Source organism: Paracoccus thiocyanatus (genome assembly GCF_900156255.1).
GTDB classification, from domain to species: Bacteria; Pseudomonadota; Alphaproteobacteria; order Rhodobacterales; family Rhodobacteraceae; genus Paracoccus; species Paracoccus thiocyanatus.
The window spans coordinates 45,778-71,027 of sequence record NZ_FTMK01000017.1; the positions used below are offsets into that span (position 1 = coordinate 45,778).

Sequence of the window (25,250 nt, forward strand, 5' to 3'; positions counted from 1 at the left end):
CCTGCCTTACAAGCTTCATATTATTCATGAAGCCATTCAGAGTGACCGATCTCATCAAGTGACTTTATGATGATATCATGTTCACTCTCTTCAAAACGATCAAGAATAGTGGAGGTGTGAAGCTTTTCCTTCTTTGGCTTAAGCGCTACAGGCGAAACTCCGATGAAATCCAAGACTTCAGAGAAACCGCGATTTACGACATCCAAATAGGAAATATCCAGAGTCCTTCCCTTCGAATTTGCCCTATAGAAATTGAACATCCCCTTATGTCGTTTAACATAATTTTGGAACTGTTCTGGATTGAAGGTTAGCTTCTTATCAAGCATATCCGGCCGCTCTGCGCCCGAGTTCAAATTCCATATCCCAGTCTGCTTTGCAAGCTGACTTGACGAGTACTTCGCCAGCACATTCGACCGCTCATAGATAATTTTTGCGACGCTTTCATCTTCAAGCAACTCGTCACAATAGCGTGGATTCTGACTTCTCCACATTTTGAAGCCGACGGCTTTTGTGCTCGGCCTATTATAAACCAACTCAACAAATCTTTGCGTGTCGTTCTCACGCAGCGAAAGCACTTCCTCGGGGTCTACTTCTTCACGTGGCACCTTAATATGATAATCCTTAGGAGCTTGGTGGAAAATTTCACCATGACAGATCACATCCGGGTGGCTGTTTAGCGTCGCTGTTAAGAGCGACGTACCGGAACGAGCGTCGCTAAGTATGGCAAATCTGGTCGGAGTTTCCACAGAGCATCTCCTCTAGGTGGACGTGGATTTAGAGCCGATTTATTGAAGAATGCTGCTGGCCCATTCTGCATTCTATCACGATATTCACCTCAAGGGTTTGCACATTAGCTCTCTAGTGCTTAAGCTTCCTGTCAAGGACTTTCGACACGGCAGCTTCGTCAACACTCTCTCCCAAGAAGTCGAACAACTCGGATACATAGCCGCTTCCTTCGGCATACCGTTCATAGTTGACCGTCATGCAGGAATCCGGATTCTGCTCGGAAAAACTTTGGAACAGCATTTCCGCGTTCCTGATCATCTCCAAAACATCGGACTTTTTCCTGCTGCCCCACCAACTTGATTTAGAGACATCTTCCGGGTCGCGCGTCTGAAAGATGAACCGAGCCTTCGGAAAGCTACTCTTTATGATATCCAGATAGGAAGGGAAGAATGCCTTGTCCTCGTGGAAACGTATTTCCTTAAAGCCGCATACCCTGGTCCCTTTCGGCGGAGCCAAAACATCACGCACAAATACATTCGCAAGCGATCTGGAAAAATGCAAGGGATCGACATTCTCTGCCCCATACCACGGATCACCCGGCGTCCCCAGAATGCCTTTCAGGAACACGCGCTGCTCCTCTGCCGGCTTGTCGCGATCCGTTCTTCTCCAGACGTAATTGTCCCAAGTCTTCGTTACAGATACTGCACGCGCAAGTTGGTAAAGCAAATTCCCGTTCTCCCCGCGAATGCAATAGCCGGGGATCGAGTTCAGCAGGCTTTGCGTCAGCGTCGAGCCAGAGCGGCCATATGTCACCACGAACACATAGCCATCCTTCGGAGCATACAAGGCGGGATACAACTTGGCGTTCATCGTTTTTCCTTTTTTATTTTTTCCGTCGATCCGCAGCCTGCATGATCTCCAGCCGCTCGATCAACGGTTCGACCGCGCCGTCCCAGTCGCGCCCGTGCATGTCCTGGCGCGCCCGCGCCGACAGGCGCTGGACCAGGTCCGGGTCGCCGGCCAGGCGGGTCAAGGCGGACAGCGCCTCGGCCACCGTGTCGTCTTGCGACAGCACCACGCCGTTCTCTCCCTGCCGCACGACCTCGGTCACGGCGCCCGCATCGGTGGCCATGGGGATGACGCCCGACCGCATCGCCTCCAGGATCGTCAGCGGCAGTCCTTCGTAATACGAAGGCAGGATAAAGACATCCGCCCATTCAAAGGCATCCGCCAGCCCCTCGGGCGTGGTCAGCGGCGGCTCCAGCAGCCCGGCGATATGGGGCGGGATCTCGGGCGCGTTGTCGCCCAGCACCGCCTTGCCGATCAGCCGCCATTCGACGGGCAGGCGCGCGGCCCCCGCCGCCTCGACGATCGAGATCAGCCGCTCGACGCCCTTCTGGTGGTCCAGCCGCCCCAGATAGATCACCCGCAGCGGGTCCTGGGGCGACCGCAGCGCGCGGCGGGCCTCGATCCGGGCCAGGGCGCCCTCCGGCAGATCGAAGCTTGGGGCATTCAGCAGCGGCACGATCTTGTCCGCCGGAATGCCCATGCCGTGGCACCAGTCGCCGAGCTGTTCCGAACAGGGCAGCACCAGGTCATAGGCATGTTCAAAGGCCAGGCCCAGATAGGTATTGCCGACCAGCCGCCGGAACGGGCTTTGATCGCTTAGATGCAGCGACAGCGCGGTCTTGACCCCGAACCGCTTCAGCCGTCCCATCACGCCCGAAATGGCGCCGCCGTGGAAATTGACCACCGCATCCAGCCAGGCCAGCATCGCGGTGGCGTGCCGCTGGTCGCCGAACCGCGACCAGTCGGGCACATCGGTGCCCAGATAGTTGGAATTGGCCGGCCCCCAGGTCGAGAAATTCGCATCCGCCAGAAAGGTGACGCTTTCGAAGGTCTCGCGCCATTCCGCGCTGAACTGGCAGCTTTGCGCCTCCAGCACGAACAGATGCGGCCGCCAGCCGGCGGATTTCATCGCCCGCGCCGTGTTCAGCGCCACGCGTTCCACGCCGCCGAACTCGACCAGCGGCAGCACAAAGCCGATATCGCGCCCGCCGCCGGCCACCCTTGGATAGGCGGCATCCGCCTTGGTGGGAACGCGGCTGATTTCCTGCGTGCGTGCGCGCCAGGGAATGTCGGCATTGCGCCAGTCCCAGCTATGGTTCAGCGCCGCGCGGTGGGCCGAGGCATGGAAGCGCGCGGTCATGGCCACGAAATCATGCGCGGCCGAGGTGTAAAGCCCGTCCCGCCCGGAAAAAAGCGCCTCGGGCAGTTGCAGCCGCATCAGCGTGGCCGGCATCGCGCAGGGGCTGGACGCGATGCCCGTGGCCCAGGCGATGGAACTGTCGCGCACGATGGCTGCAAGCGTGCCGGGCCGCACCATCAGCATGGCGGCGTTCAGGCCGGCGGTCCCTTGCGCCTCATGCTCGCTCCAGCCGATGCGCTCGGCTTCGCGCGGCTCGATCTCAAGCGCGGTAAAGCAATGCCGGCTCAGCCGGCGTTCCATCGTCCAAAGCACCCCGTGCAGCAGCCGCGCGTCCCGCAACTGCTCCAGCACGGCCGAATGGGTCATGACCAGGATCGGCGGCATGTGATGCTGGCTGTTGTCGGTCTGGGTGCGCCACCAAAGCTGCTCGAACTCGGCCGCGGGCAGGCGGCGCGCATCGGCCGCGTCGGGATCGACGGTCAGCAGCACCTCGCCCCGGTCGGCCAGGAAGATGGCATAGCGCGGCGCCTCTTCCTGCTCCAGCTCCAGCAGCCCGCGCGGGCTGAACAGGCGCTTGTGCTTCTTGCGCATCTCGCTGCGGATCGCATCCGCGTCGCGTTCGGAATCGGCCAGCATGCTTTCGGCGCGCTTGCGATAGAGAAAGCCGAAATTGTCGATATTGCGCCCCCGGAACCCGGCCTCGGCGGCGGTCAGGAAGAAATCCCAATCCTCGAAGCCGGATTTGAACGAGGTATCGAAACAGACCCCGGCGTCGAAGACCTGGCGCCGGATCAGGCTGCCGGCCTCGCAGATGTTCATCACCGTGTGGATCAGCAGCGAATAGTCGCCGCCATAATCCCCCGCCCAGGTCAGCCCGAACATGTCGATATTGGGATAGATCCACCCCGCATCGGGATGCGCGTCCAGCGCCGCCATGGCGTTGGCCATGGCATCGGGGCGCAGCCGGTTGTCGGCATCCAGCATATAGATCGCATCGACCGAGGGCCAGGCCGCCAGCGCATGGCGGATGCCGTGGTTGCGCGCGTCGCTCAGCCCGCCATTGGGCTTGCGCAGATAGGTGATGCGCTCGGGATAGCTTAGCGCATATTCGCGGCACACCAGGTCGGTTTCCTGATGCGGGCAGCCGTCATTGACCAGAATTAGCTGGATCGGAAACCCGGCCCGCTGGGCCAGGACGCTTTCGATGGCCTCGGCCAGCAGCACCGAATGGCGAAAGATCGGCACCACGACGGCGATGCGCGGGGCGGAGACCGGGGTCGGGTTCAGGTCCCGCGGGCGCAAGGGCGATTGCTGCATGCTTCGCGCCCCCGTCAGAATTGCAAGCAGATGTTCGAAAAGGTGGACCAGCCATAATGGTTGCTGGAATGGCCCTGCGGCAGCCGCGTCATCAGATAGATGTCATGCGGGCCATCCAGCGGGCCGGGCGGCAGCACATGCGCCTGCCCCTCTTCCTCGGGCTGCAACCTGATCCAGCCCGAAGCCAGGGCCGGGTCGAATGCCGGCAGGCGGCCCGGCAGATGCGGCCGCTGGTCCTGGGGCAGCAGCGCAAGCTGGTATTCCACCGGCGGCGCCTCGGGATGGCGGGTCAGGATCGAGGCGAAGACCTGCCGCATCCCCGGCAGCGCCAGCCCGGCCAGGACGCCGCAGGCGGTAAGATCGGGCAGCACATGCACCAGCAGCGCGTCGCCGGACTGGAACATGGGCAAGGTGTCGTGCAGCGTCTCCAGGTTGATGGCGGTGGCCAGGCTGTCGCGCTCGACCCGGCGCAGGCGGTTCTTGCCGCCGACCTGGATCACGGCATTGGCCGGGACCGGCGCCCGCGCGCCGGCGATCCAGCGCCAGATCTGCAAGGCCGGCAGGGTTTCGACCGGCTGGCCGTCCAGGTCGGGATGGAACCGCGGCTCGGGGTGCTGGACCGCGCTTGCCAGCCGGATCGTCTCGGTTCCCTGATAGCTCAGGCTCAGCGTCAGGCTGATCGTGTCCGGCCCCAGCGCCCGGTCCAGCGAAAAGCGCAGCCAGCCCTGGGTCAGCCGCGCGGCGGGCACCTGCCAGATCGCCAGGGTTTCGCTGGTGTCGGGGCTTTGCAGGCTGACATTCAGCACCCCTTCGGCCGGCGGCGTCTCGTTGGCGATCTGGATCGCGATGTCGCTCAGCCCGACGCTGGAACCGGGCAGCCGCTCGACCAGCCGCGAACCGTTGCGCAGGGTGATCGGCAATTGCCCCGCGACCGGCGACAGCGTCGTCTCCAGCTTGCGATGCTGCGGGCCATGGCGATAGACGAATTGCTCAAGATTCTGGAAGCTGGCCTGGATTTCCTCGTGCTGCTGGCGCAACAGGCCCAGTTCGCGCATGAAGCGGGTCGAACGCTGCGCGCCTTGCTGCTGGGCCTTGGTCAGTTCCGCGACCAGCCATTCCAGCACCTTGGCGCGGCTGTCGGCGGTGTCGACCATTTCCAGCGGGATCTCTGCCGGGGCGTCGGCGTCCAGCTTGGACTGCCACAGCTTGGCCAGTTGCGCCAGATGCGCCTTGCCGCCGCTGGACAGCGGCAGCCGGCCGATGGCGCGCAGCGCCACCTGGTCCAGCGGCAGGGCCTGGCCCCGGCCGTCGCTGAACTCGACGGTATCGGACGACGCCTGCGCGACGATCAGCGACACCGGCAGCGACAGGGCGCTGACCTTGGCATAGTCTTCCGGCGCCACGAGAACGGAGGCAAATTGCTTGGACATGAGAATGCGCGACCCTGGTGGATGAAATGGACGGGGCGGCGTAAAGGCCAACTATGTAAACTAAACTCGTCGGTTTTTGCGATATTTGAAGCCGGATGACAACCGATTGCTGGCGCCGGGACGACGATTCCCTACGCGGTTGTATTACGGACCTTTCGTGACAGTCATGCAAAGATTTTCCGCCCCCGCGCCGGCCGTTGCGGGGGTGGCAGCGCGGAAAACCGCTCATCCGCCCGTTGTATCGGCAACCCCTGCGGCAGCCTTGGCGATAAGCGTAATTACGCCACCTGCCCTGGGTTTTTGCGCCAAGGCCAAGCCGTGCTATAGACCTTCGGCAAGGTTGCTGACATGAGGCCAGGCGTGGAACCGGCGGGCCGCGGCCTGGGGCAAGCTGGCCGGCATCGCACCACGCGGACGGGGCATTGGGGTGAACGGATGAAGATACTGCTTGTGGGCGCGGGATTGTCGGGCGCGGTGATCGGCCGCCAGCTTGCCGAGGCGGGCCATGACTGCCGCATCATCGACAGCCGCCCGCATATCGCCGGCAATTGCCATACCGAACGCGACCCCGAAACCGGCGTCATGCTGCATCTTTACGGCCCCCACATCTTCCACACCGACGACGCGGGCGTCTGGGATTATGTCAACCGCTTCGCCGAATTCGTGCCGTTCCGGAACCGGGTCAAGACCACCTCGCAGGGCGCGGTCTATTCGCTGCCGGTGAACCTGCACACCATCAACCAGTTCTTCGGCAAGACCCTGCGCCCGGACGAGGCCCGCGCCTTCATCGAAAGCCGCGCCGACCGCTCGATCGCCGAGCCGCAAAGCTTCGAGGAACAGGCGCTGCGCTTCGTCGGCCCCGAACTCTATCAGGCGTTCTTCAAGGGCTATACCGAAAAGCAATGGGGCTGTTCGCCGCGCGATCTGCCGGCCTCGATCCTCAAGCGGCTGCCGCTGCGCTTCAACTATGACGACAACTATTTCTTCCACCGCTTCCAGGGCATGCCGCGGGCCGGCTATACCGCCATGGTGGCGGCGATCCTGGACCATCCGCGCATCACGGTCGAGTTGCAGACCCCCTATCGCGCCCAGATGGCCCAGGCCGCCGACCATGTGTTCTGGTCGGGACCGCTGGACGGGTTCTTCGACTACAAGCTGGGCCGGCTGGGTTATCGCACCCTGGATTTCGAGCGTTTCACCCATCAGGGCGACTATCAGGGCTGCGCGGTGATGAATTACGGCGACCGCGAGGTGCCCTGGACCCGCATCACCGAACACAAGCATTTCTCGCCCTGGGAAAGCCATGATTCCAGCACCTGCTATCGCGAATATTCCCGCGCAGCCGGTCCCGGCGACATCCCCTATTACCCGATTCGCCTGGTCGAGGAAAAATCGCTTTTGGCGCAATATGTCGATCTGGCGCAGGCGCAGCGCGGCGTGACCTTCGTCGGCCGGCTGGGCACCTATCGCTATCTCGACATGGACGTGACCATTCGCGAGGCGCTGGATACGGCGGGGGTGTTTCTGCGGGCCGGGAAGGCGATGCCGGGGTTTGTTACACCGCCGATATGAGCGCCGTCCCCCCGCTCTTGCATGAGGGCAAAAAAGCTGCGAATGCCGACGCGAGGGCAGTTCGCTCACCTGACTATCCGGAGAAAAAGTGATGTTCTACTACCAAAACTGTAACCAGAGACTCGGTCCGCAGCAGATGAACTATCATTTTTCGATTTCGCTGAAGAATATGTATTTCTTTTGTGAGGTGGCGAAATCGGGATGCTCGGCCGTAAAGAAAGAGCTATGGCGACAGGAAACCATGGATGTGCCCGTGCCGGAGGGCTTTCTGCGGGAAAACCACAACCCCCATGTCCCTTTTCAGCATCAGCTTCTGATCAAGCCTTTCCAGATGGGCCGCACGAAATTCAACGAGTTCATCAGAGATAGCAACGTCATTAAGTGGGCGGTCGTGCGCAACCCCTTCACGCGGATTCTGTCGGGCTATCTCGACAAGGTTCGGCGTGACGAGCCCCAGTTCAGAAACATCGCGCACCGGGTGGCAAAACTACGCAACGTTCATGTGTCCGCCGTTGCGCACAATTCCGTAAGCTTCGAGGAATATTGCGAGGCATTGACGCTGTTCGAACAGCCGCTGGACTTCGATCAGCATTGGCGGCCGCAATACGAACACATCTGTGCCGATATCATACCCTATACTTTCTTTGCGAAGCTTGAAACACTGGATGAAGACTCGGGCGACATCGCCCGCCGAATAGGCTTGGCAAAGCTCTCCTTCACCGCCGGGCGCTCACACGCCACCGGGTCGAATGAAAAGGTGCAGGAATACTACACCCAGAAGACTGCCGATATTGTTCGGAAGGTTTATGCCAACGATTTCGAACATTTCGGCTATGGCCTTGAACTTCCAAGGTGACGTCTGCATCTGGATTTGTCTGATTGAACGAGAAGTAAGCCGGCAGGATGTAGAGGCAGTCCGATGAGGCTACTCCGATTTATTACAAGGCGAAAGCATATAGGAGAGGTCAACGCCTCTTCGGACTTTACCTTCCATCTTTCGAACCATCGCCTTCAATACAAGGCGGGCGGGCGGACGCTAATCGTTTCCTTCGATAACGCCGCCCGGCCGCTTAATGAGAAATACCACGGCCGCCACACCTGGGGCGAGAAGTTCTATCTTGGACAAGGCCATTCGCTGCTGGGCGTAATTGCACGCAGGCGCGATTGGTATCGCCGCCACGACCTCATAGAAGCATTTGAAGCGATAAAAAATCAGGGCTTCTTTGAAAGCTTTTCGAATGTTGTCTTTACCGGGGGCTCCATGGGCGGTTATGCGGCAGCGGCCTTTGCTCCCTTTGCGCCGGGATGTAAAGTCCTCGCATATAGCCCGCAGAGCACTTTGAAACCAGATATTACCCCGTGGGAGAACAGGTTTCCAGAAGGCACAAGGCAGAACTGGTCCCTGCCCTTCTGGGACGGTGCAGACGGCGTCCGCCATGCCGGCCTATGCTATATTATATACGACAACTTGGATACTTTCGACAGACGACACGCAGACCGCTTGGCCGTGGGGTCGCATGTTGTCAATTTGCCAATACCGGGCGCTGGACATGGCGGTGCGCCTATGTTGAACCAGATGGGCATTTTCAAAGAGGTCAATCGAGCCATGATCGCTGGTGAACTGGATCCGAAATGGTTCTTCAGGACTATAAGGGCTCGCCGTGGCACCTTGTTGTATCGCGAAGTCTTGGCGAACCACGCGGTCGCACGAAACCACCCAATCCTTGCCGAGCGCGTCCATAGGCTAGCCGGCCCATAGCGCCCAAGCTTCACGGCTTGGCATCCATCCCAAGACCGGATCACACCTTCACGATCCCCGGCCGGAACACCGCCCCCCGCGCAATCGCCCGGAAAATCTCTCGCCGCAGTTTCCAGGGCACATTGCCGCCCTTCATCTGCAAATGCACGCCATAGGCAAAGGCCAGGATCCCCATCCGGCCCCTTTCGCGGCGGCGCCAGGACGCCTCGTTGCGGGCGCCGTATTTGAATTTCCACAGGCTCTTTTCATCCACAAGGGCGAAATTCACCCCGCGATTGTCGGGCGTGTCGTGGATCACCCGGCTTTCGGGGCAGAAAATCCCCGGATAGGATCGCGACAGCCGCCGGGTATATTCCGCGTCGTCGAACCAGATGAAATAATCCGCGATCGGCAGGCCGTGCTGTTCCACCGCCCAACGCGGGATCAGGATCGACACGAACGAGGCGGAATCGACCAGCGCCCAGGGCGTCCGGGCGGTCAGGAAACGCGGCCAGTCCCAGACCGGGCGCGGCGTGTTCATCTCGCACAGCGAGCCGTCGATCCATTCCACCCGCGAACAGGCAAAGCTGGGCCGCCATTCGTGCTGCGCCTCGAAGGCGGTGATGGCCTGGACCAGGCGCTCGATGGCGTCGGGCTGCGGATAGGCGTCGTCGTCCGAGACCCAGAAATAATGCGCGCCCAGCCGATAGGCGGCCTTCAGCCCCTCGTGGAACCCCCCTGCCCCGCCGACATTCTGCGCCAGCCGCAGATAGCGGATGCGCGCGTCGTCCTGGGCCCGCGCCTCGACCAGCGCCTGGGTGTCGTCGGTCGAGGCATTGTCGACCACCAGGATCACGTCGGGGCGCAGCGTCTGGCCGTCCAGCGCGTCCAGCACCTTCATCAACTTGGCCGAACGGTTGAACGTCACGATCACCGCCGCCGTCTTGCCCAAAGCACTCATCTTGAAACACTACTCCTGAAGGCCCGCCGCGGCCTTCTGATAGACCGGCATCAGCACGTCCTTGGCGGTGGGGTCACTCGTTATCGCAGTCCAGGACCGGACCAGCGCCTCGCGCTGCCGGGACAGGAAATCCGCATCGCGCCACAGCCGGTCCACCGCGGCCACGATGCCCTTGACGCAGGCCCGCGGCGCCAGCGGCACCAGCAGGTCCTTGGGCACGATCTCGGCCTGCGAGCCGACATCAGTCGAAATGGGGATGCAGCCCTGTTCCACCGCTTCATAGCAGACCAGCGCCAGCCCCTCGTTGTTGGACGGCAACAGCAGGATGTCGGACTGGCGCAGGATCTCGGGCACCGGCGCGTCGGCAGGCAGCAACGCCACCCGGTCGGCCAGGCCGTAACGGCTTATCAGCGCCCGCACCGCGTCCAGGAACGGCCCCTCGCCCACGATCTTGGCGGCCAGTTCGACATCGTTGCGCCTGGCCCAGTCCGACAGCGCCCGCAACGCCTCGACCAGCACGATCGGCCGCTTCTGGTAGTAAAGCCGGCCGACAAAGGCCACCTGCAACCGCTTCTTGCCCGGCTGCATGTTCGGTTCGGGCAGGCTGGCGGGATGCCCGCCCCGCTCCAGCATGCGCCCCAGCCGCACCTGGCCGATGATCTGGAACCTGTCGCGGTAGTAATCGACCAGCTCCCGGCTGATGACATGATGCAGGTCGATGAAGCCCGACCAGACCCCGGAGCTGCGCGGAAAGCCGCCATCGGCATGTTCGACGATATGGGTGCTGTCGATCACCCTGATCCAGGGCAGCCTGGCCCGCACCTGCGGCAGCGATTCGTAAAGCGGCCGGCAATGGTGGATATGGATCAGCCGGATGTTTTCCGCCCGCGCCAGGTTCTCGACATAGCGCGGCCACAGGGGGTGGGGCAGATAGCGGTCCAGCCGCAGAAAGGTGACGTCGGGGTGGTCGGGCAGCCTGTCCGCCAGCCGCTGGATCGAAGGCACGCCGGCGGCCACGAAGACCCGCAAGCCCGCCTCCAGCGCCCAGCGGATGGTGTCGAAGCCCAGCTTCTCGGCACCGCCGACCTCCAGCCAATGCATGCCGATCAGGATGGCTGGGCGCTGGTCCTGCTGCGCGGGCGCCGGGGCGGCCAGCAGCGCCGAGCCGTCGCCCCGCGGCAGCGGCTGATGCGAATGGCCGCCGGCGCGGCGCTTGCGCTGCATTTCCGCCTGGTAGCGGACGGTTTCATAGGCCAGCGGCGACAGCCGGTAAAGCGCGCGCAGCCGGCGCATCGGGCTCCAGGGCGCGTCCATCTGCCGGCTTTCGCTGGGCAGCGGCTTGCGCGGGATCGACACCTGGACGGTGACGACCGGCGCGCCGGGATGGGCGCCGGGGCGGTCCACCTGCCCCAGGAACTCGGCATTCAAGTGTTCGGGCTGAAAGGTAAAGGCGCCCTCGGTCACCACCGGCGCGCCCCAGACCGGATCCTTGCCCTGATAGACCAGGAAGCTTAGCGCCTGCGTGGGGTAAAGGCGGGAATAGATGGCGACGATCTCTTGGATTTCGCGCTCGATACGCTGGGCGGTTTCCTCGCCGACGGGGGCGAGTGCGGTCATGCTGGTCATGCTGCTGCGTATCTCGTCTGCCTGCTTCCGGCCCGGATGTAGTCGAGAACGGCCACAAGGAAAAGCCACAAGCGGGCCGTGCCGGAAAACCGGCGCAACTGCGCAGATTGTTGCCACCCGCCCCGGCCGGGGTTGGGGCTTGCATCCGGCCCGCATTTCCCCCCATCAGGACCAGAACCAGTCCCGGCCGAAAGGAGGCCCGCTTGCATCGCTGCGACAGCGCCGGCTTTGCCATCCGGCTTGACGATCTGCGCTATAAGATCGGCGGGCGCGCGGTGCTGGACGGCATCACCCTGCATTGCTCGGCCCGGCGCATCGGCGTGGTGGGGCGCAACGGTTCGGGCAAAAGCACCCTGGCGCGGCTGCTGGCCGGACTGCTGGCACCGACAAGCGGCCAGATCCGCATCGCCGGCCATGACGTGTTTCGCGACCGGCGCGCGGCGCTTGCGACCGTGGGCATCCTGTTCCAGAACCCCGACCACCAGATCATCTTTCCCCGCGTCGGCGAAGAGATCGCCTTTGGCCTGCGCCAGCAGGGGCTGGACAAGGCCCAGGCCGCGGCCGGGGTCCAGGCGGTGCTGCATTCCTTCGGCAAGCCGCATTGGCAGGACGCGCCGGTCTCGGTGCTGTCGCAGGGGCAAAAGCACCTGGTCTGCATGATGGCGGTGCTGGCGATGCGGCCGCAGCTTCTGATCCTGGACGAACCCTATGCCGGGCTGGACATTCCCACCCGCCGCCAGCTTGCCCGGCATCTGCACCGCATCCCGGCCCGGCTGCTGCATATCTCGCACGACCCCGCCGACCTGGCGCAATCCGACCAGCTTTACTGGCTGGAACGCGGGCGCATCATCGCCCAGGGTCCGCCCGAAACGCTTCTGCCCGCCTTTACCGCCGAGATGGTCCGGCTGGGGGATCTTGATGATATCGCTGACCTCCCCGGTTAAGACCCGCGCGCATCGCTGGCCCGCCGGGGCAAAGCTTGCCGCGCTGTGCCTGGCCTCGACCGGGCTGGTGCTGGTGCGCGACATCGCGGTCCACGCCGCCGCGCTGGCCGTGGTGGCGGCGCTTTACGCCGCGCCGGGCCGCATCTTTCTGCGCGCCGGGCTGCACAGCCTGCGGGTGGTGCTGCCTTTCGTGGCCGTGCTGCTGGCCTGGCACGGCCTGGCCGGCGACCTGGCCCAGGGCGTTCTGGTCACGCTGCGCATGGTGACGCTGGTGGCGCTGGCCAATCTGGTGACGATGACCACCGGGCTTGACGCGCTGGTCGAGCTGGTCCACCGCCTGGTCGCGCCGCTGCGCCGGCTGGGCCTGCCGGTGCATCTGCTGGAAACCGCGATCCCGCTGGTCATCCGCTTCACCCCGGTCCTGGTCGCCCGTGCCGAGGCGTTGGCCCAGGCCTGGCGCGCCCGGTCGCGCCGCCGGCCCGGCTGGCGGCTGGTGCTGCCCCTGACCTTGCAGGCACTGGACGAGGCCGACCATGTCGGCGAAGCTTTGCGGGCGCGCGGCGGCGCTCTTGGCCCGCCGGAACAGGAGTAAACGCATGGAACGCAATATCGCCCAGATCGCCCTTTTCGCCGCGATGATCGCGGCGCTGGGGCTGGTGCCGCAGATCACCCTTGGCTTCGGCGTGCCGATCACTGCGCAGACGCTGGGCGTCATGCTGGCCGGGGCGGTGCTGGGCGCGCGCGGAGGCGCCGCGGCAGCGGGGCTGTTTTTGCTGCTGGTGGCGCTTGGCCTGCCGCTTCTGTCCGGCGGCCGCGGCGGGCTGGGCGCCTTTGCCGCGCCCACCGGCGGCTTTGCGCTGGGTTTTCCGGTCGCGGCCTTTGCCACCGGCCTGTTCGTCGAACATGTCCGCCTGCGCTCGGCGGGGTTGGCGGCGGGCTTGGGCGCGGCCTTCGGCGGGATCGCGATCCTTTACGTCATGGGCGCGGCCGGGCTTGCCTTGGCCAGCGGCAAAAGCCTGGGCCAGGCGTTCCTGCTGGTGGCGGTCTTCATCCCCGGCGACCTGCTGAAGGCGGCGATCACCGGCCTGCTGGTGCAGGCTTTGGCCAAGCTGCGCCCGCAGACCCTGGCCTGGCACCGCGCCTGACCGGCGGGGGGCGCGGGGGGTCGAGTCGTTAAAGGCCCGCGCGCGGGGCAGATCTCGGCCGGCCTTCTTGCCCGCCCGTGATGACAAGGCTTTGCCCGGACCCTTTCCCGACCCGCCGACCCTTTCGCAACGGAAGGCCGGACCGACCAGAACCAGCCCCGTTGCGCGGCAAGGGGCGCAACCTTCGGGTCGTCAAAGGCCCGCGTGCGCGGGGCAGATCGCGGCCGGCCTTCTTGCCCGTGGTCACAGGGCTTTGCCGGGACCCGTTCCCGACCCGCCGACCCTTTCGCAACGGAAGGCCGGATCGACCAGAACCGGCCCCGTTGCCCGGCAAGGGGCGCAACCTTCGGGTCGTCAAAGGCCCGCGTGCGCGGGGCAGATCGCGGCCGGCCTTCTTGCCCGTGGTCACAGGGCTTTGCCGGGACCCTTTCCCGACCCGCCGACCCTTTCGCAACGGAAGGCCGGATCGACCAGAACCAACCCCGTTGGGCGGCAAGGGGCGCGGCCTTCGGGTCGTTAAAGGCCCGCGCACGAGGCAGATCGCGGCCGGCCTTCTTGCCCGCCCGTGATGACAGAGCTTTGCCGGGACCCGTTCCCGACCCGCGAACCCTTTCGCGACGGGTGGCCGGACCGACCAGAACCGGCCCCGTTGCCCGGCAAGGGGCGCAACCTTCGGGTCGTCAAAGGCCCGCGTGCGCGGGGCAGATCGCGGCCGGCCTTCTTGCCCGTGGTCACAGGGCTTTGCCGGGACCCGTTCCCGACCCGCCGACCCTTTCGCGACGGGTCGTCAGATCGACCAGCACCGGCCCCGTTGGGCGGCAAGGCCCCCCGCATCTTGCCCCGATGCCCCACCGCGGCCGGCGGGCTGGAACGAACCGCCCCCGCCGCGCAACTCTCTGAAAACCACCCTAAAACCCTGGCTCAAACCCCCACCTGGGGCACCCAAGCGACCAGGCCACATGGCCGAAATACCCTCACTCAAGGGCCTTTCAGCCGGAACCAGCTCAAGCCCTTCCTCCAATAAACGCAAACTTCTATCCCATCATATCCGCTTAAAACTCCCTTTCTGCGGATTACCCATATACCCCAGCGCCAAAAGGGCAAATTGCCCCCCTGCCCTATTCCGGTGGTTTCGCTGCGAAACCCCCTATTTCTCCAGCAGCGCCCGGATCTCCAGCATCAGGCTTTCCATCAGATCGTCGGTCAGCGGATCGCCCTCCAGCCGCAGGATATGGCCCCTGCCGTCCCTGCCCCGCCGAATTTCAACGCCGCTGGTGGTGCGCAGGGTCATTTCGTCGACCCAGCCATAGCGCGGCTGCTTGGAGCGCGGCCGCCCGCCCCGGCTGGCCGTGCCGGGGCCGCCTTCCAGCGATTGCAGCACCGGCTCGATCAGGTCCCATTCCTCCTCGGCATTCTCGGGGCCGCGCATCGACAGGGCCTGGCGCAGCCGCGCCTCGGCCCCGTTGCGCAGCGCCGCCGACAGCCGCAGCCCCCGCCTTTCGGTCAGCGCCTCGGGAAAGCGCAGCATGTCGCCCAATTCCTCGAAAATCAGCGCGAAAGAGCGCACCTTGGACCGCTTGGCCTTTGAGCCGGTGGCGAACAGCCGGTTCACCGCCTCCTCGGTATTGGCAAAGGCCCCCTGGTTGGCGGCGATCACGGCGATGCGGCCGCGCTCGAAATGGCTCAGCTCCTCGCGGACCTCGTTCTCCTCGACCATGGCGACAAAGGCCGCGTCGGTCTCGGTGCGGGGCCGGACCAGGGCGCGGATGCGGCTGTGCTTCTCGGCCTGGGTCAGCTCGTGCAGGGCCCGCACCGCGTGCAGGCGGCGATAGCCCGAAAGCAGGCCGTAGCGCGGCCCCTGCCCGTCCGGCGCCGCCATCTCATAGACCTCGATCGGCAGTCGCAGGCCGTTTGCGGCGATGGACAGCCGCAGCTCCTGCATGTCCTCGTCATTCATCACCATGCGGTCGCGCACCATCGCGCCTTCGTCGATCTGGTCGATGGGCAGTTCGGCGATCAGCAGCCCCCGTTCCTGCGCATCGTGGAGCCGTGCCGCGTCGGCCTCGGCCCGCGCCCGGCCGGCGCGGCTTTCGGTGCTTTCGGCGCTGGACAGCGCCGCGCTGTCGCCCGCCACCTGGGCAATTGGGGCGATGCCGCGGCCCAGGGCCGGCCGCTCATAGGTTTCGCTGCGAAACTGTTCCTCGATCCGGTCCAGATCGGCGCTGCTGGGGGTCGACAGCCGTCTGCGCTTAGCCATGGGCCTGCTGCTCCTTCACCTCGGCCGCCTGCTCGGCCTGTTGCATCTGAAGATCGCGCCACCAGGTGCCCAGGATCAGCTCCTTGACCTCGGCCCAGGTGCGGTCGAATGTCTCGCGGCCGCGGACATAGGTCTCGCGGTTGAACTCGCGGTAATCGGCCTCGTAGATGCCGTTCACCTGTTCGCCGGCCTGGCCGACCATGGCGGTCAGTTCCTGGCGATAGGTGGTCATGAAATCCCCGAAATAGGCCTGGATCACATTGGCCAGGTCGGTCTGCTGGCCGGCATCGAAGCGGGTGACGATGGCCCGCACCGCGTCCCATTCAAAGCGCATCTCGGGCAGGCCGTCGCGGCGGCGGGCGGCATTCTCGCCCTCTTCGACGCTGGCGAAGGTCGAATAGAGCATATCGAAAAAGCGCCCGGTCGAATCGAATTCCAGGAAGGACGCACCCAGCGGCACCAGCAGGATGTCGGCCGCCGCCAGGGCGTTGATGGTCAGGTAGCCAAGCGCCGGCGGGGTATCCAGGATGACGATGTCGTAACCGTCCAGGATACCATCGTTCACCAGGGCGTTGCCGAGCGCGTCCCACAGCGGCCAGCCGCGCAGGCCCATGCGCCAGACCGGCACCTGGAATTCGGCCCAATACAGGTTCAGCTGCGCGCCAAGCAGGTCGATATTCGGCCAATGCGTGTTCTGGATCAGGTCCTGGGCGGTGATCTTCAGCGCCTCGGTCAGGGTCTCGTCGAAGGGCAGGGGGGCATGGCCCGCCGCCTCGCGCACCCGGTTTTCGTCCTGAAGCGCCAGGGCGTAATCCTTGGCCAGCAGGGGAAAGGCCGTGGACCATTCGTCCGCCACCTTGCCGCCCATGATCGAGGTCATGCTGCCCTGGCTGTCGAGGTCGATCACCAGCACCTTGTAGCCGTCCAACGCCGCCGACATGGCCAGATGCGCGGCGGTCGAGGTCTTGCCGACCCCGCCCTTGAAATTCGCCACCGCCAGGACCTTGGCGGGCAGCCCCTGGGGGCGCCAGGGGCGGTATTCCCGGCCGGCCGCGCCCTCGGCCGCGAAATGGTCGCGAAGGCGCAGCACGTCATCGAGGCTGAACCATTTCGAGTTCCCTTCGCCCTGGCCCTGCGGCAGGTCGGGATTCCGAAGCAGGACACGGCGGAAATGCGCCGGGGCCACCGGGATCAGGTAGCGGCAGATTTCCCAGGTCGAGAAGCGGCGCAGCCGCTTTCTGCCGTCGGGGGCATAGCCGCGTTCGGCCAGGTCCTGGCGGCCGCGCGCGGCAAAGGCGGCGGCTTTCGCGAATCGGGCGGTGTCGATAGGTTCGGAAAGACGCTCGGCCGCCCGTGCGGGGTTGATGTTGAAATAGGGGGGGAGGGGGTCCTTGCCTGCGGACATGTCGTATCCTCTGCGATGTGCTGCTTTGAAGGGTGTTTTGGCGAAACTATTACACATCATCGCCGGCAAGTGAATCATCCGCCGAGGTTTCGCAGCGAAATTCCCCCGAAATTGAGAAAAGCAGCAGCGGAAAGCTTGTGATTCCTTTTAGATATTTAGAATCTTTCCGAATAGAAAACTCAACTGAATCAGCAAGTTATCGGCCATACGGCACCCGTTTTCGGGACCAGAAGGACCCGTTTGCGGGACGAAGGGCACCCGATTCCGGGAGCGGGGGCACCGATTCGCGGGAAGAGGGGTTTCCAGATGCGGGACGGGCCCGGATATGCGGTTTCGGCCCGGATTTCGCCCGCAAACGCGACGTGGCCCCCCGTAAACGGGTGCCTTTGCCGGGCGGTTCGGGGCTAAGGAACCCATCTGCGGGACCGGAAGAATGGCGGATGGGGAACCCGGATTGGCGTTGCCGGAAGGTACCTTGTCGGTCATAATCGCCGGCAATGATAAAGGGGCAGGGCGATGGACGATATTCCTCGCGATCAGCTTTCGGGCGCGCTGCGCCGGGGGGCGGTCAAGAAACACGTGGCCGCGATCCATGTGTCGGGCAAGCTGACGCTGTTGCAGCGCAAGCTGTCGAACGTGCTGCTGCTTAATGCCTATGACACGCTGATCAGCCGCGCGCGCCACCAGATCGACGCCCGCACATTGTGCCTGATGATCGGCTATAACAGCAACGACATGGACACGCTGAAACAGTCGCTGCGCGGCCTGGCCGAAACGGTGGCCGAATGGGACATGCTGGACGAAAAGGGCCAGCAGGAATGGGGCGTCAGCAGCCTGCTGAGCTATGCCAAGCTGAAGGGCGGGGTGTGCGAATACGCCTATTCCCCGGCGCTTGCGGAAAAGCTGAACGATCCCAAGGTTTTCGCGCTGATCAACCTGAACATCCAGCGCCGATTCACCAGCGGCCATGCGCTGGCGCTATACGAAAACTGCTATCGCTTTGTCAGGACCGGCTCGACCGGGTGGTGGCCCCTGGACCTGTTCCGGCGGCTGATGGGGGTCGATGGCAGCGCCTATTACGAAACCTTCAAGCACCTGAACGCCAAGGTCATCAAGCCCGCCGTGGACGAGGTGAACCGCAGCAGCAACATCCTGGTCACGCCCGAGACGAAGAAACAGGGCAGGGCGGTCACGGAGATCCGCTTTCGCATCCGGGAAAACCCGCAACTGGCGATCCTGGACCTGGACGATGGCGAGGGGATGCGGCATGGCGCGGTCTATTCCCGGCTGCGCGACCTGGGCGTCAGCGACCGGCTGGCGCGGCAATGGCTGAGCGCGCATGGCGAAGAGCAGGTGCTGGAAAAGCTGGACTATGTCGAATCGCGCAAGAACGTCAAAAGCAAGCTCGGCTATCTGACCGCGGCGCTGGAGGGCAATTTCGGCGCGCCGCCCGAGCGGGCAGGGGAGACACCGCAAAGCCCGCGCGCCGAACGGCTGCGCCGCATCCTGGACGCGGTCAAGGCCCGCACGCCGACCCAGCGCGACGCCGACAAGCGGCTGTTCCTGGCGCAGCTTTCCGATGCCCGCATCCGCGAGGATTTCGAAAAGCACGGCTGGATGTCGCCGCTGAACAGCGCCCGCATCGCGGCATTCTGGGAGGAAATGTCGCCCGGATTGCTGGCCGGGCTGGACGACGGCTGACCGGCTGTGGCGGCGGGGTCAGGCGGCCCGGTCAGTCGGGCGGGTCCTGGCGGCGCAGCGCCGGCAGGCCGACGCCGGTGGCGTCGAAGCCGCCATCGACCGCCAGGGTCTGGCCGGTGACAAAGCTGGCCTTGTCGGAACACAGAAAGACGATGGCCTCGGCGATCTCGTGCGCCTCGCCATAGCGGTTCAGGGGGATGGCGTCGTAATAGGCGGCGATGATTTCCGGCGCGTGGACCGCCGCGGCCAGCTTGGTCTTGACCGGGCCGGGGGCCACGCAATTGACGCGGATGCCCTGTTCGCCCAGTTCGGCGGCGAATTGCTTGGTCAGGTGGATCACCGCCGCCTTGGAGGTGCCATAGGCCACCCGCAGGGTCGAGGCGCGCAGCCCGGAAATCGAGGCGATGTTGACGATGGCGCCGCGGGTCCTGGCCAGTTCCGGCACCGCCGCCTGGATGCACAGGAACACCCCGTCCAGGTTCGTCGCCATGACCTCGCGCCATTCTTCGAAGCCGGTCTGCCCGGCGGGCGAGAACAGCGCCACGCCGGCATTGTTGACCAGCGCATCGACGCGGCCAAAGCGTTCGACCACCTGGCGGATCATGCCCTGGGCGGCCTGGGGGTCGGAGATGTCTGCCTGGATGGGCAGGACGTTTTCCAGGGGGGCGCAGGCGCGGTGCAATTCCTGGGTGTCGCGGTCCACCACGGCCACGGCCCAGCCCTGTTCCAGGAAGATCCGGGTGGCGGCCAGGCCGATGCCGCGGCAGCCCCCGGTGACGATGGCGGTCTTCATGGCGCGTCCCCTGTGGGTTCGATGATCAGTTCCAGCGTCACGCCGACGGGGTTTTCGCCCCGCGCCAGCGTGCCGCGCGCGATATGGCCGTGGATGTCCACGGCCTGGATCGGCACATGCGCCGACCCTTGGGCCAGCCGCGCGCCGTCCAGGCGCAGTTCGGTGGCCAGGCAGTCCATGCGGTGCCCCTGGGCAAAGCGGATATGGTCGATGCTGCCGACGCCATGCAGCCGCGCCGTGGCGATGCCGTGGCGGGCGGCCAGGGTTTCGATGGCCGTGACCACGTCTTCGCCAGGCAGGATGCGGGCGAAGAGGGCAGGGCCGTCGTCGCCGCCCTGCGGGGTGAAGAGCGTGAAGGCGGTTTCCGGGTCGGGCAGGGCCTCGAACCAGGTTTCCGCCGCACCCAGGCCCTGGACCGCCGCGTCCTCGGCGATGACGCAATCCAGGGGCAGCAGGTGGCCCATGGCGGTATCGCCTCCGCCCGACCAGATGCCGTGGCAATGCAGGAAGGGCGCGCCGTCCTTGCAGCCCACGCTGGCGGTGGCGCTGTCGATGGTCCAGCGGCCCTCGGGCGCATGGGTCGCGGAATACCAGGCCGCGTGCAGCCCGTCGGTGGAAAGCGCCGGCAGGACATAGCGCATCGGCTCGCAGGCGACGCCCGCCAGCGACAGGACGCCGCCCTTGCAGCCGTGATCCGCGAACAGATCGGCCACCGCCTGCATCACCGTTTGCCCCGCGCGCAGCCGGCCGCGAATGGGCCGCAGCGTGGCGCGCCGTGCCAGGATGCGCTCGGCCGCGCGGGGGCCGGGATGGATCATGGTCATGCCGGGGCCTGTTCCAGCAGGCCGCGGGTTTCGAGTTCCTCGCGGATCAGCTTCCTGGTGATCTTGCCATAGGCGGATTTCGGCAGCGCATCCCAGAACAGGAAGCGCTTGGGCAGCTTGTAGCGCGAGAGTTTCGGGGCCAGGAACGCCGCCAGCTCGTCTTCGGTCACGGGGGATTGGGCGACGCAGATCGCCCAGCCGACCTCTCCCCACAGGGGGTCGGGGATGCCCAGCACCGCGACTTCGGAAATGGCGGGATGGGTCAGGAGCTTTTCCTCGATCTCGCGCGGGTGGACGTTCGAGCCGCCCGAGATGAACATGTCCGATTCGCGCCCGGTGATATACAGGAACCCGGCCTTGTCCATGTGGCCCAGGTCGCCGGTGCGGAACCAGCCGTCGCGGAACGCCTTGGCGTTGGCCTGCGGGTTCTGGTAGTAGCCGGCAAAGACGGCGGGGCCGATCACGCAGATCTCGCCGGTCTGGCCGGGGGGCAATTCGCGGCCCTGGTCGTCCTGGACCTGGATCTCGATGCCGGTGCGGGCATGGCCGCAGGTGCCGATGCGGGTCGTGGGGCCGTCCTCGGCCTGGTGCAGATGGGCGGGCAGCACGGTGATGTTGCCGGTCACTTCGCCCAGGCCGAAATATTGCACCAGCACCGGGCCGAGCCTGCGCAGCGCCTTTTGCTGGTCCACGCGATACATCGGCGCGCCGGCATAGATGACATAGCGCAGCGAGGACAGGTCGGCCGTTTCCGTCGCCGGATGCTCGACCAGCAGCTTCAGAATCGTGGGCACGGTGAACATGGTGGACACCCGCCATTCCCGCACCAGGTCCCAGACCTGCGCGGCGTCGAACCGCTCGGACGGCAGCAGCACGGTTTTCACCCCGCGCGCCACCTGGGTCAGTTGATGCACCCCCGCGCCATGCGACAGGGGGGCCACGACCAGCGAGGCGTCGTCGCCGGTCAGGCCGGGCATCAGGTCGGCCAGGTGGTTCGTCACCACGAAGGCCATCTGGCCATGGGTCAGGACCGATGCCTTGGGCCGGCCGGTGGTGCCCGAGGTGAAGAAGAACCAGCACGGATCGTCGCGATCCACCGCCGCGACCTGCGGCCGGCTTCCCATGCTTTCGGCGGTGATGTCCTGGACCGAGGGGCCGAAACCGGCGTCGCCGAAGGCCAGCGTGGTCACGCCGCAGGCCGCCGCATGGTCGGGGAAGCCGGCGTTGCAGAACATCAGCGTCGCGCCCGCGGATCGGGTCAGCCAGGCCACTTCCTCGGGCGTCTGGCGGAAATTCGCGGGCACCCAGACGCCGCCGGCGCGCCAGGTGGCGAACATGGCCTGCATCATTTCCATGCAGTTCTGCGACTGGCACATGACCCGGTCGCCCTTTTGCAGCCCGAAACGGGTTTGCAGCGCATGGGCCAGGGCGTCGGTGCGGGCCTCGAACTGACCCCATGTCCAGCGTGCCGCACCCATGACCAGCGCGATGCCGTCCGGGTCGCGCCGCGCGGCCTGGGTCAGGAAGGTGGCAAGGTTCATCACCCTGGTCGAGACCGGGCGCTGGCCGCCGATAGGTTCCGTCATTTCTGCCGCTCCAGGATCGAGCAATAGCTGGCGACGGCGGCGCCGCCCATGTTGAAGACGCCGCCCAGGCTGGCGCCCGGCACCTGCATCGCCCCGGCATCGCCCGCCAGTTGCATCGCCACCATGACATGCTGCGAGACGCCGGTGGCGCCGATCGGATGGCCGCGCGACTTCAGCCCGCCCGAAGGGTTCACCGGCAGCGCGCCGTCAAAGCGGGTCACGCCGTCGCGGATGACGCGCCAGCCCTGGCCGCGGGGGGCAAGGCCCATGGCTTCGTATTCGATCATCTCGGCGGTGGTGAAGCAGTCATGGGTTTCGACCAGCGCCAGGTCCATGATGCCCAGGCCCGCCTGGTCCAGCGCCGCCGCCCAGGCCCGGTGCGGGCCGTCAAAGGCGATGGGATCGCGCCGCGACAGCGCCAGCAGGTCGCCGGCCTGGGCACGGGCGCGAAAGCGGATGGCGCGTTGCAGGTCAGAGGCCAGTTCGGGCGCGGCCAGCACCAGCGCCGCCGCCCCGTCCGAGACCAGCGAGCAGTCGGTGCGCCTGAGCGGCCCGGCCACGCGCGGGTTCTTGTCCGAGATGGTGTTGCAGAATGCCAGGTCGAAGGGTTTCTGCATATGCGCATAGGGGTTGCGCATGCCGTTTTCGTGGTTCTTGGCGGCGATCATCGCCAGTTCCTGGGAGCGGTCGCCATGGCGCTGGAAATAGCTGTCGGTGATGCGGCCGAAGACGCCGGCGAAACCGCCGGGGATCTCGCCCTCTTCGGGGACGTAGCTGGCGGACAAGAGGATGTCGCCGACCTGGTCGCCCGGTGTCGCGCTCATCTTTTCGGCGCCGATGACCAGGGCGACCTTGCCGCGGCCCGAGGCGATGAAATCGGCCGCCGCATAGATCGCGGCCGAGCCGGTGGCGCAGGCGTTTTCGGTGCGCATGAAGGGCACGCCCGCCAGTTCCGGCGTGCCCATGGCGACCAGCGCGCCCTGGAAATCCTGGCGCGAGAAGCCGTTGTTGTAGACGCCGACGAAGATGCCGTCCACGGCATCGGGCGGCAGGCCGGCATGGTCCAGCGCCGGGCGCGCCACCTCGGCCATCAGGGCCATGGTGTCGGGGGCTTCGGACTTGCCGAATTTCGTATGCGCCCAGCCGACGATCAGGGGATCGGTCATGCGATGTTCCTTTCGGGTTCAGTGTCCAATGCGGCAAGCCGGGCCGCGACCAGGCGCGCCTCGCGGTGCAGGGCGGCGGCCAGTTCGGCCTGGCGGGCCGGGCCCATGCGGGTTTCGATGGCGGCGATGGAAAGCGCGCCGGCCGGGCGGCCGTCGGGCCACAGGATCGCCACGCCCAGGCCCCAGGACCCCGGCACCACCCGGCCGGGGTTCAGCGCATGGCCGGCGGCGCGCGCCTGGGCCAGATCGTCGGCCAGCGCCGCGGCCAGGCCGGGGGCCAGTTCGGCGGCCAGGGGCGCGGCCCGATGCAGCAGCGCCCGCGCCTGGGCCTGGGGCAGGGCGGCCAGGATCGCCAAGGCGCCGGCGCCGACGCCCGCGGGCTTGCGGTCGCCGCGCATCAGCGCATGGGTGCGGATGGGGAAATCCCCCTCGATCCGTTCCAGGCACAGGGTGTGGTCGCCCTGCGGCACGGTCAAAAGCAGGGTGTCGCCGGTTTCGTCGGCCAGCCGCAGCATGGAATCGCGGGCATGGTGCAGGATGCCATGCCGTTCGGCGGCGAATGTGCCCAGCAGATAGGCTTCCGGCCCCAGGTGATAGCGGCGGCTGCGGCGGTCCTGTTCGACCATGCGCGCCTGGGCCAGGGCCAAAAGCAGCCGCCGCACCGTGGGCCGGGTCAGCCCCGATGCGGCGGCCAATTGCCCCAGCGCCAGGCCGGCGTCACCGCCCCTGCCGACCAGCGACAGCAGCGACAGCGCGCGCGCCACCGCCTGCGCGCCGCCGGTCGCCTGGGGGGCGGGGGCGTCCTTCATCAGGCCAGCTTCCGGCCGACGGCGGTTTCCAGGATCTCCCATGCCTCGTCGCCATAGGTCTTTTTCCACTCGGCATAGAAGCCGGCTTCGCGCAGCTTGTCCTCGAAGGGCTGGGGGTCCACGTCGTTGAAGACGAAGCCATGCCCTTCCAGGTCGCCGCGCAGGGTGGCGTTCAGCGCCATCACATCCTCGCGCTGGCGGTCCGCGCCGGCGTTGAAATGCCTGGCGACGACCTGCTGCGCATCCTCGGGCAGGGCGGCCCAGGCGCGGCGGTTGCCCAGAAGCCAGAACCCGTCCCACATGTGGTTGGTCATGGACAGGTATTTCTGCACCTCCCACAGCTTGGCGACCTTCATGATGGCCAGCGGGTTTTCCTGTCCGTCCACGATGCCGGTTTGCAGCGCGGTATAGACTTCGGCGAAGTTGATCGAGGCGGGCGCGGCGCCGAAGGCCGAGAACAGCGAGGTCCAGAGCGGGCTGACCGGGACGCGGATCTTGAAGCCCTGGAAATCCTCGGGCGTCTGGATCGGCTTGCTGGACGAGGTGGTCTGGCGAAAGCCGTTGTCCCAGATCTTGTCCATCACCACCAGGCCGGCATTTTCGATCTGGCCGCGGGCATAGGCGCCCAGGTCGCCGTCCATCGCCTTCCACACGGTGTCGTAGTCGGGAAAGGCAAAGCCCACGCCGTTGATCGAGGCGTTGGGCACCAGCGTCGACAGGATCACCGGCGAAAGCTGGAAGAATTCGACCCCGCCCGAGCGGAGCTGGCCCAGCACGTCGGTATCGGCGCCCAACTGGTTCGAGGGGAAGATCTGGATGTCCACCGCGCCCGAGGTTTCTTCCAGGATCGCCTTGACCGCCTCGGCCAGGCGCACGTTGCTGGGGTGTTCCAAGGGCTGGTTGTTGGCGATCTTATAGGCGAACTCGGCGGCGCGGGCGGCGCCGAGCCGGATGAAGGGCGCGGCAAGCGCGCCTGCGGCGGCACCCATCAGGATGCTGCGGCGGGTGATGGTCATGGTTTCCTCCTCCTCCAGGGGGTGT

21 protein-coding genes are annotated in these 25,250 nt (G+C 65.5%); 7 read left to right on the forward strand and 14 right to left on the reverse strand.

Translation table 11 applies throughout. From position 1 onward, the window contains the following. Positions 1-20 precede the first annotated feature (20 nt). The 4 genes from F3H32_RS12640 to F3H32_RS12655 all read right to left on the reverse strand — a co-directional run bounded on the left by F3H32_RS12640 (position 21) and on the right by F3H32_RS12655 (position 5,655). Positions 21-746: a hypothetical protein gene (locus F3H32_RS12640; RefSeq protein WP_149766166.1), complete on the reverse strand. Its 726-nt coding sequence runs from the start codon at positions 744-746 to the stop codon at positions 21-23. A gap of 112 nt (positions 747-858) precedes the next feature. Beyond that, on the reverse strand, positions 859-1,596 hold the full coding sequence (locus tag F3H32_RS12645) for a sulfotransferase (RefSeq protein WP_149766167.1): 738 nt from the start codon (positions 1,594-1,596) through the stop codon (positions 859-861). A 13-nt stretch (positions 1,597-1,609) separates the two neighbouring features. Beyond that, a complete protein-coding gene (locus F3H32_RS12650; protein WP_149766168.1) occupies positions 1,610-4,252 on the reverse strand; it encodes a glycosyltransferase in 2,643 nt (880 codons plus the stop codon). A gap of 14 nt (positions 4,253-4,266) precedes the next feature. Beyond that, positions 4,267-5,655 (reverse strand): DUF6212 domain-containing protein, encoded by a 1,389-nt coding sequence (locus tag F3H32_RS12655; protein ID WP_188128658.1) that lies wholly within the window; start codon positions 5,653-5,655, stop codon positions 4,267-4,269. Between the two features lie 462 nt (positions 5,656-6,117). Between F3H32_RS12655 and F3H32_RS12660 the strand changes: the two genes are divergently transcribed. From F3H32_RS12660 to F3H32_RS12670, 3 genes are all read left to right on the forward strand, one after another. Next, on the forward strand, positions 6,118-7,254 hold the full coding sequence (locus F3H32_RS12660; protein ID WP_149766170.1) for a UDP-galactopyranose/dTDP-fucopyranose mutase family protein: 1,137 nt from the start codon (positions 6,118-6,120) through the stop codon (positions 7,252-7,254). A 91-nt stretch (positions 7,255-7,345) separates the two neighbouring features. Further along, complete coding sequence (locus F3H32_RS12665; RefSeq protein ID WP_115755434.1) at positions 7,346-8,110, forward strand: sulfotransferase family 2 domain-containing protein; 765 nt, start codon at positions 7,346-7,348, stop codon at positions 8,108-8,110. A 63-nt stretch (positions 8,111-8,173) separates the two neighbouring features. After that, positions 8,174-9,013, forward strand: coding sequence for a hypothetical protein (locus F3H32_RS12670; RefSeq protein ID WP_149766171.1), 840 nt, complete (start codon positions 8,174-8,176; stop codon positions 9,011-9,013). A gap of 40 nt (positions 9,014-9,053) precedes the next feature. On the opposite strand, the gene F3H32_RS12675 is transcribed toward F3H32_RS12670, so the two are convergent. Both F3H32_RS12675 and F3H32_RS12680 read right to left on the reverse strand, forming a co-directional pair. After that, positions 9,054-9,953, reverse strand: coding sequence for a glycosyltransferase family 2 protein (locus tag F3H32_RS12675; RefSeq protein WP_149766172.1), 900 nt, complete (start codon positions 9,951-9,953; stop codon positions 9,054-9,056). 9 nt (positions 9,954-9,962) lie between these two features. Continuing rightward, positions 9,963-11,570, reverse strand: coding sequence for a glycosyltransferase (locus F3H32_RS12680; RefSeq protein ID WP_223191442.1), 1,608 nt, complete (start codon positions 11,568-11,570; stop codon positions 9,963-9,965). A gap of 212 nt (positions 11,571-11,782) precedes the next feature. Here F3H32_RS12680 and F3H32_RS12685 point away from each other — a divergent pair, with 212 nt between their 5' ends. Genes F3H32_RS12685 through F3H32_RS12695 form a run of 3 tightly spaced genes read left to right on the forward strand, consistent with a single transcriptional unit; the run spans position 11,783 to position 13,668 of the window. After that, on the forward strand, positions 11,783-12,523 hold the full coding sequence (locus tag F3H32_RS12685; RefSeq protein WP_149766174.1) for an energy-coupling factor ABC transporter ATP-binding protein: 741 nt from the start codon (positions 11,783-11,785) through the stop codon (positions 12,521-12,523). Beyond that, positions 12,498-13,115, forward strand: coding sequence for an energy-coupling factor transporter transmembrane component T family protein (locus tag F3H32_RS12690; protein WP_149766175.1), 618 nt, complete (start codon positions 12,498-12,500; stop codon positions 13,113-13,115). Before F3H32_RS12685 ends, F3H32_RS12690 begins: the two co-directional genes overlap by 26 nt. Positions 13,116-13,119: 4 nt before the next feature. Continuing rightward, a complete protein-coding gene (locus F3H32_RS12695; protein ID WP_149766176.1) occupies positions 13,120-13,668 on the forward strand; it encodes a biotin transporter BioY in 549 nt (182 codons plus the stop codon). A 1,147-nt stretch (positions 13,669-14,815) separates the two neighbouring features. On the opposite strand, the gene F3H32_RS12700 is transcribed toward F3H32_RS12695, so the two are convergent. Together F3H32_RS12700 and F3H32_RS12705 are read right to left on the reverse strand one after the other, a co-directional pair. Next, positions 14,816-15,925 carry a ParB/RepB/Spo0J family partition protein gene (locus F3H32_RS12700; protein WP_149766177.1) on the reverse strand — a complete coding sequence of 370 codons (1,110 nt, stop codon included), beginning with the start codon at positions 15,923-15,925 and terminating at the stop codon, positions 14,816-14,818. After that, complete coding sequence (locus F3H32_RS12705; protein WP_149766178.1) at positions 15,918-17,330, reverse strand: AAA family ATPase; 1,413 nt, start codon at positions 17,328-17,330, stop codon at positions 15,918-15,920. The genes F3H32_RS12700 and F3H32_RS12705 overlap by 8 nt, the downstream gene beginning before the upstream one ends. A 516-nt stretch (positions 17,331-17,846) precedes the next feature. On the opposite strand from F3H32_RS12705, the gene F3H32_RS12710 reads away from it, so the two are divergent. Then, positions 17,847-19,031 (forward strand): replication initiation protein, encoded by a 1,185-nt coding sequence (locus tag F3H32_RS12710; protein ID WP_149766179.1) that lies wholly within the window; start codon positions 17,847-17,849, stop codon positions 19,029-19,031. A gap of 31 nt (positions 19,032-19,062) precedes the next feature. Here the strand turns inward: F3H32_RS12710 and F3H32_RS12715 are convergent, their stop codons facing one another. Genes F3H32_RS12715 through F3H32_RS12740 form a run of 6 tightly spaced genes read right to left on the reverse strand, consistent with a single transcriptional unit; the run spans position 19,063 to position 25,225 of the window. Then, a complete protein-coding gene (locus F3H32_RS12715; RefSeq protein WP_149766180.1) occupies positions 19,063-19,824 on the reverse strand; it encodes an SDR family NAD(P)-dependent oxidoreductase in 762 nt (253 codons plus the stop codon). Then, complete coding sequence (locus F3H32_RS12720; RefSeq protein ID WP_149766181.1) at positions 19,821-20,648, reverse strand: PCC domain-containing protein; 828 nt, start codon at positions 20,646-20,648, stop codon at positions 19,821-19,823. Before F3H32_RS12720 ends, F3H32_RS12715 begins: the two co-directional genes overlap by 4 nt. Continuing rightward, positions 20,645-22,234: an acyl-CoA synthetase gene (locus F3H32_RS12725; protein ID WP_149766182.1), complete on the reverse strand. Its 1,590-nt coding sequence runs from the start codon at positions 22,232-22,234 to the stop codon at positions 20,645-20,647. The genes F3H32_RS12720 and F3H32_RS12725 overlap by 4 nt, the downstream gene beginning before the upstream one ends. Further along, positions 22,231-23,400 (reverse strand): acetyl-CoA acetyltransferase, encoded by a 1,170-nt coding sequence (locus F3H32_RS12730; protein WP_115754520.1) that lies wholly within the window; start codon positions 23,398-23,400, stop codon positions 22,231-22,233. The genes F3H32_RS12725 and F3H32_RS12730 overlap by 4 nt, the downstream gene beginning before the upstream one ends. Continuing rightward, on the reverse strand, positions 23,397-24,209 hold the full coding sequence (locus F3H32_RS12735; RefSeq protein WP_149766183.1) for an IclR family transcriptional regulator: 813 nt from the start codon (positions 24,207-24,209) through the stop codon (positions 23,397-23,399). Before F3H32_RS12735 ends, F3H32_RS12730 begins: the two co-directional genes overlap by 4 nt. After that, complete coding sequence (locus tag F3H32_RS12740; protein ID WP_149766184.1) at positions 24,209-25,225, reverse strand: TRAP transporter substrate-binding protein; 1,017 nt, start codon at positions 25,223-25,225, stop codon at positions 24,209-24,211. The genes F3H32_RS12735 and F3H32_RS12740 overlap by 1 nt, the downstream gene beginning before the upstream one ends. Positions 25,226-25,250 lie beyond the last annotated feature (25 nt).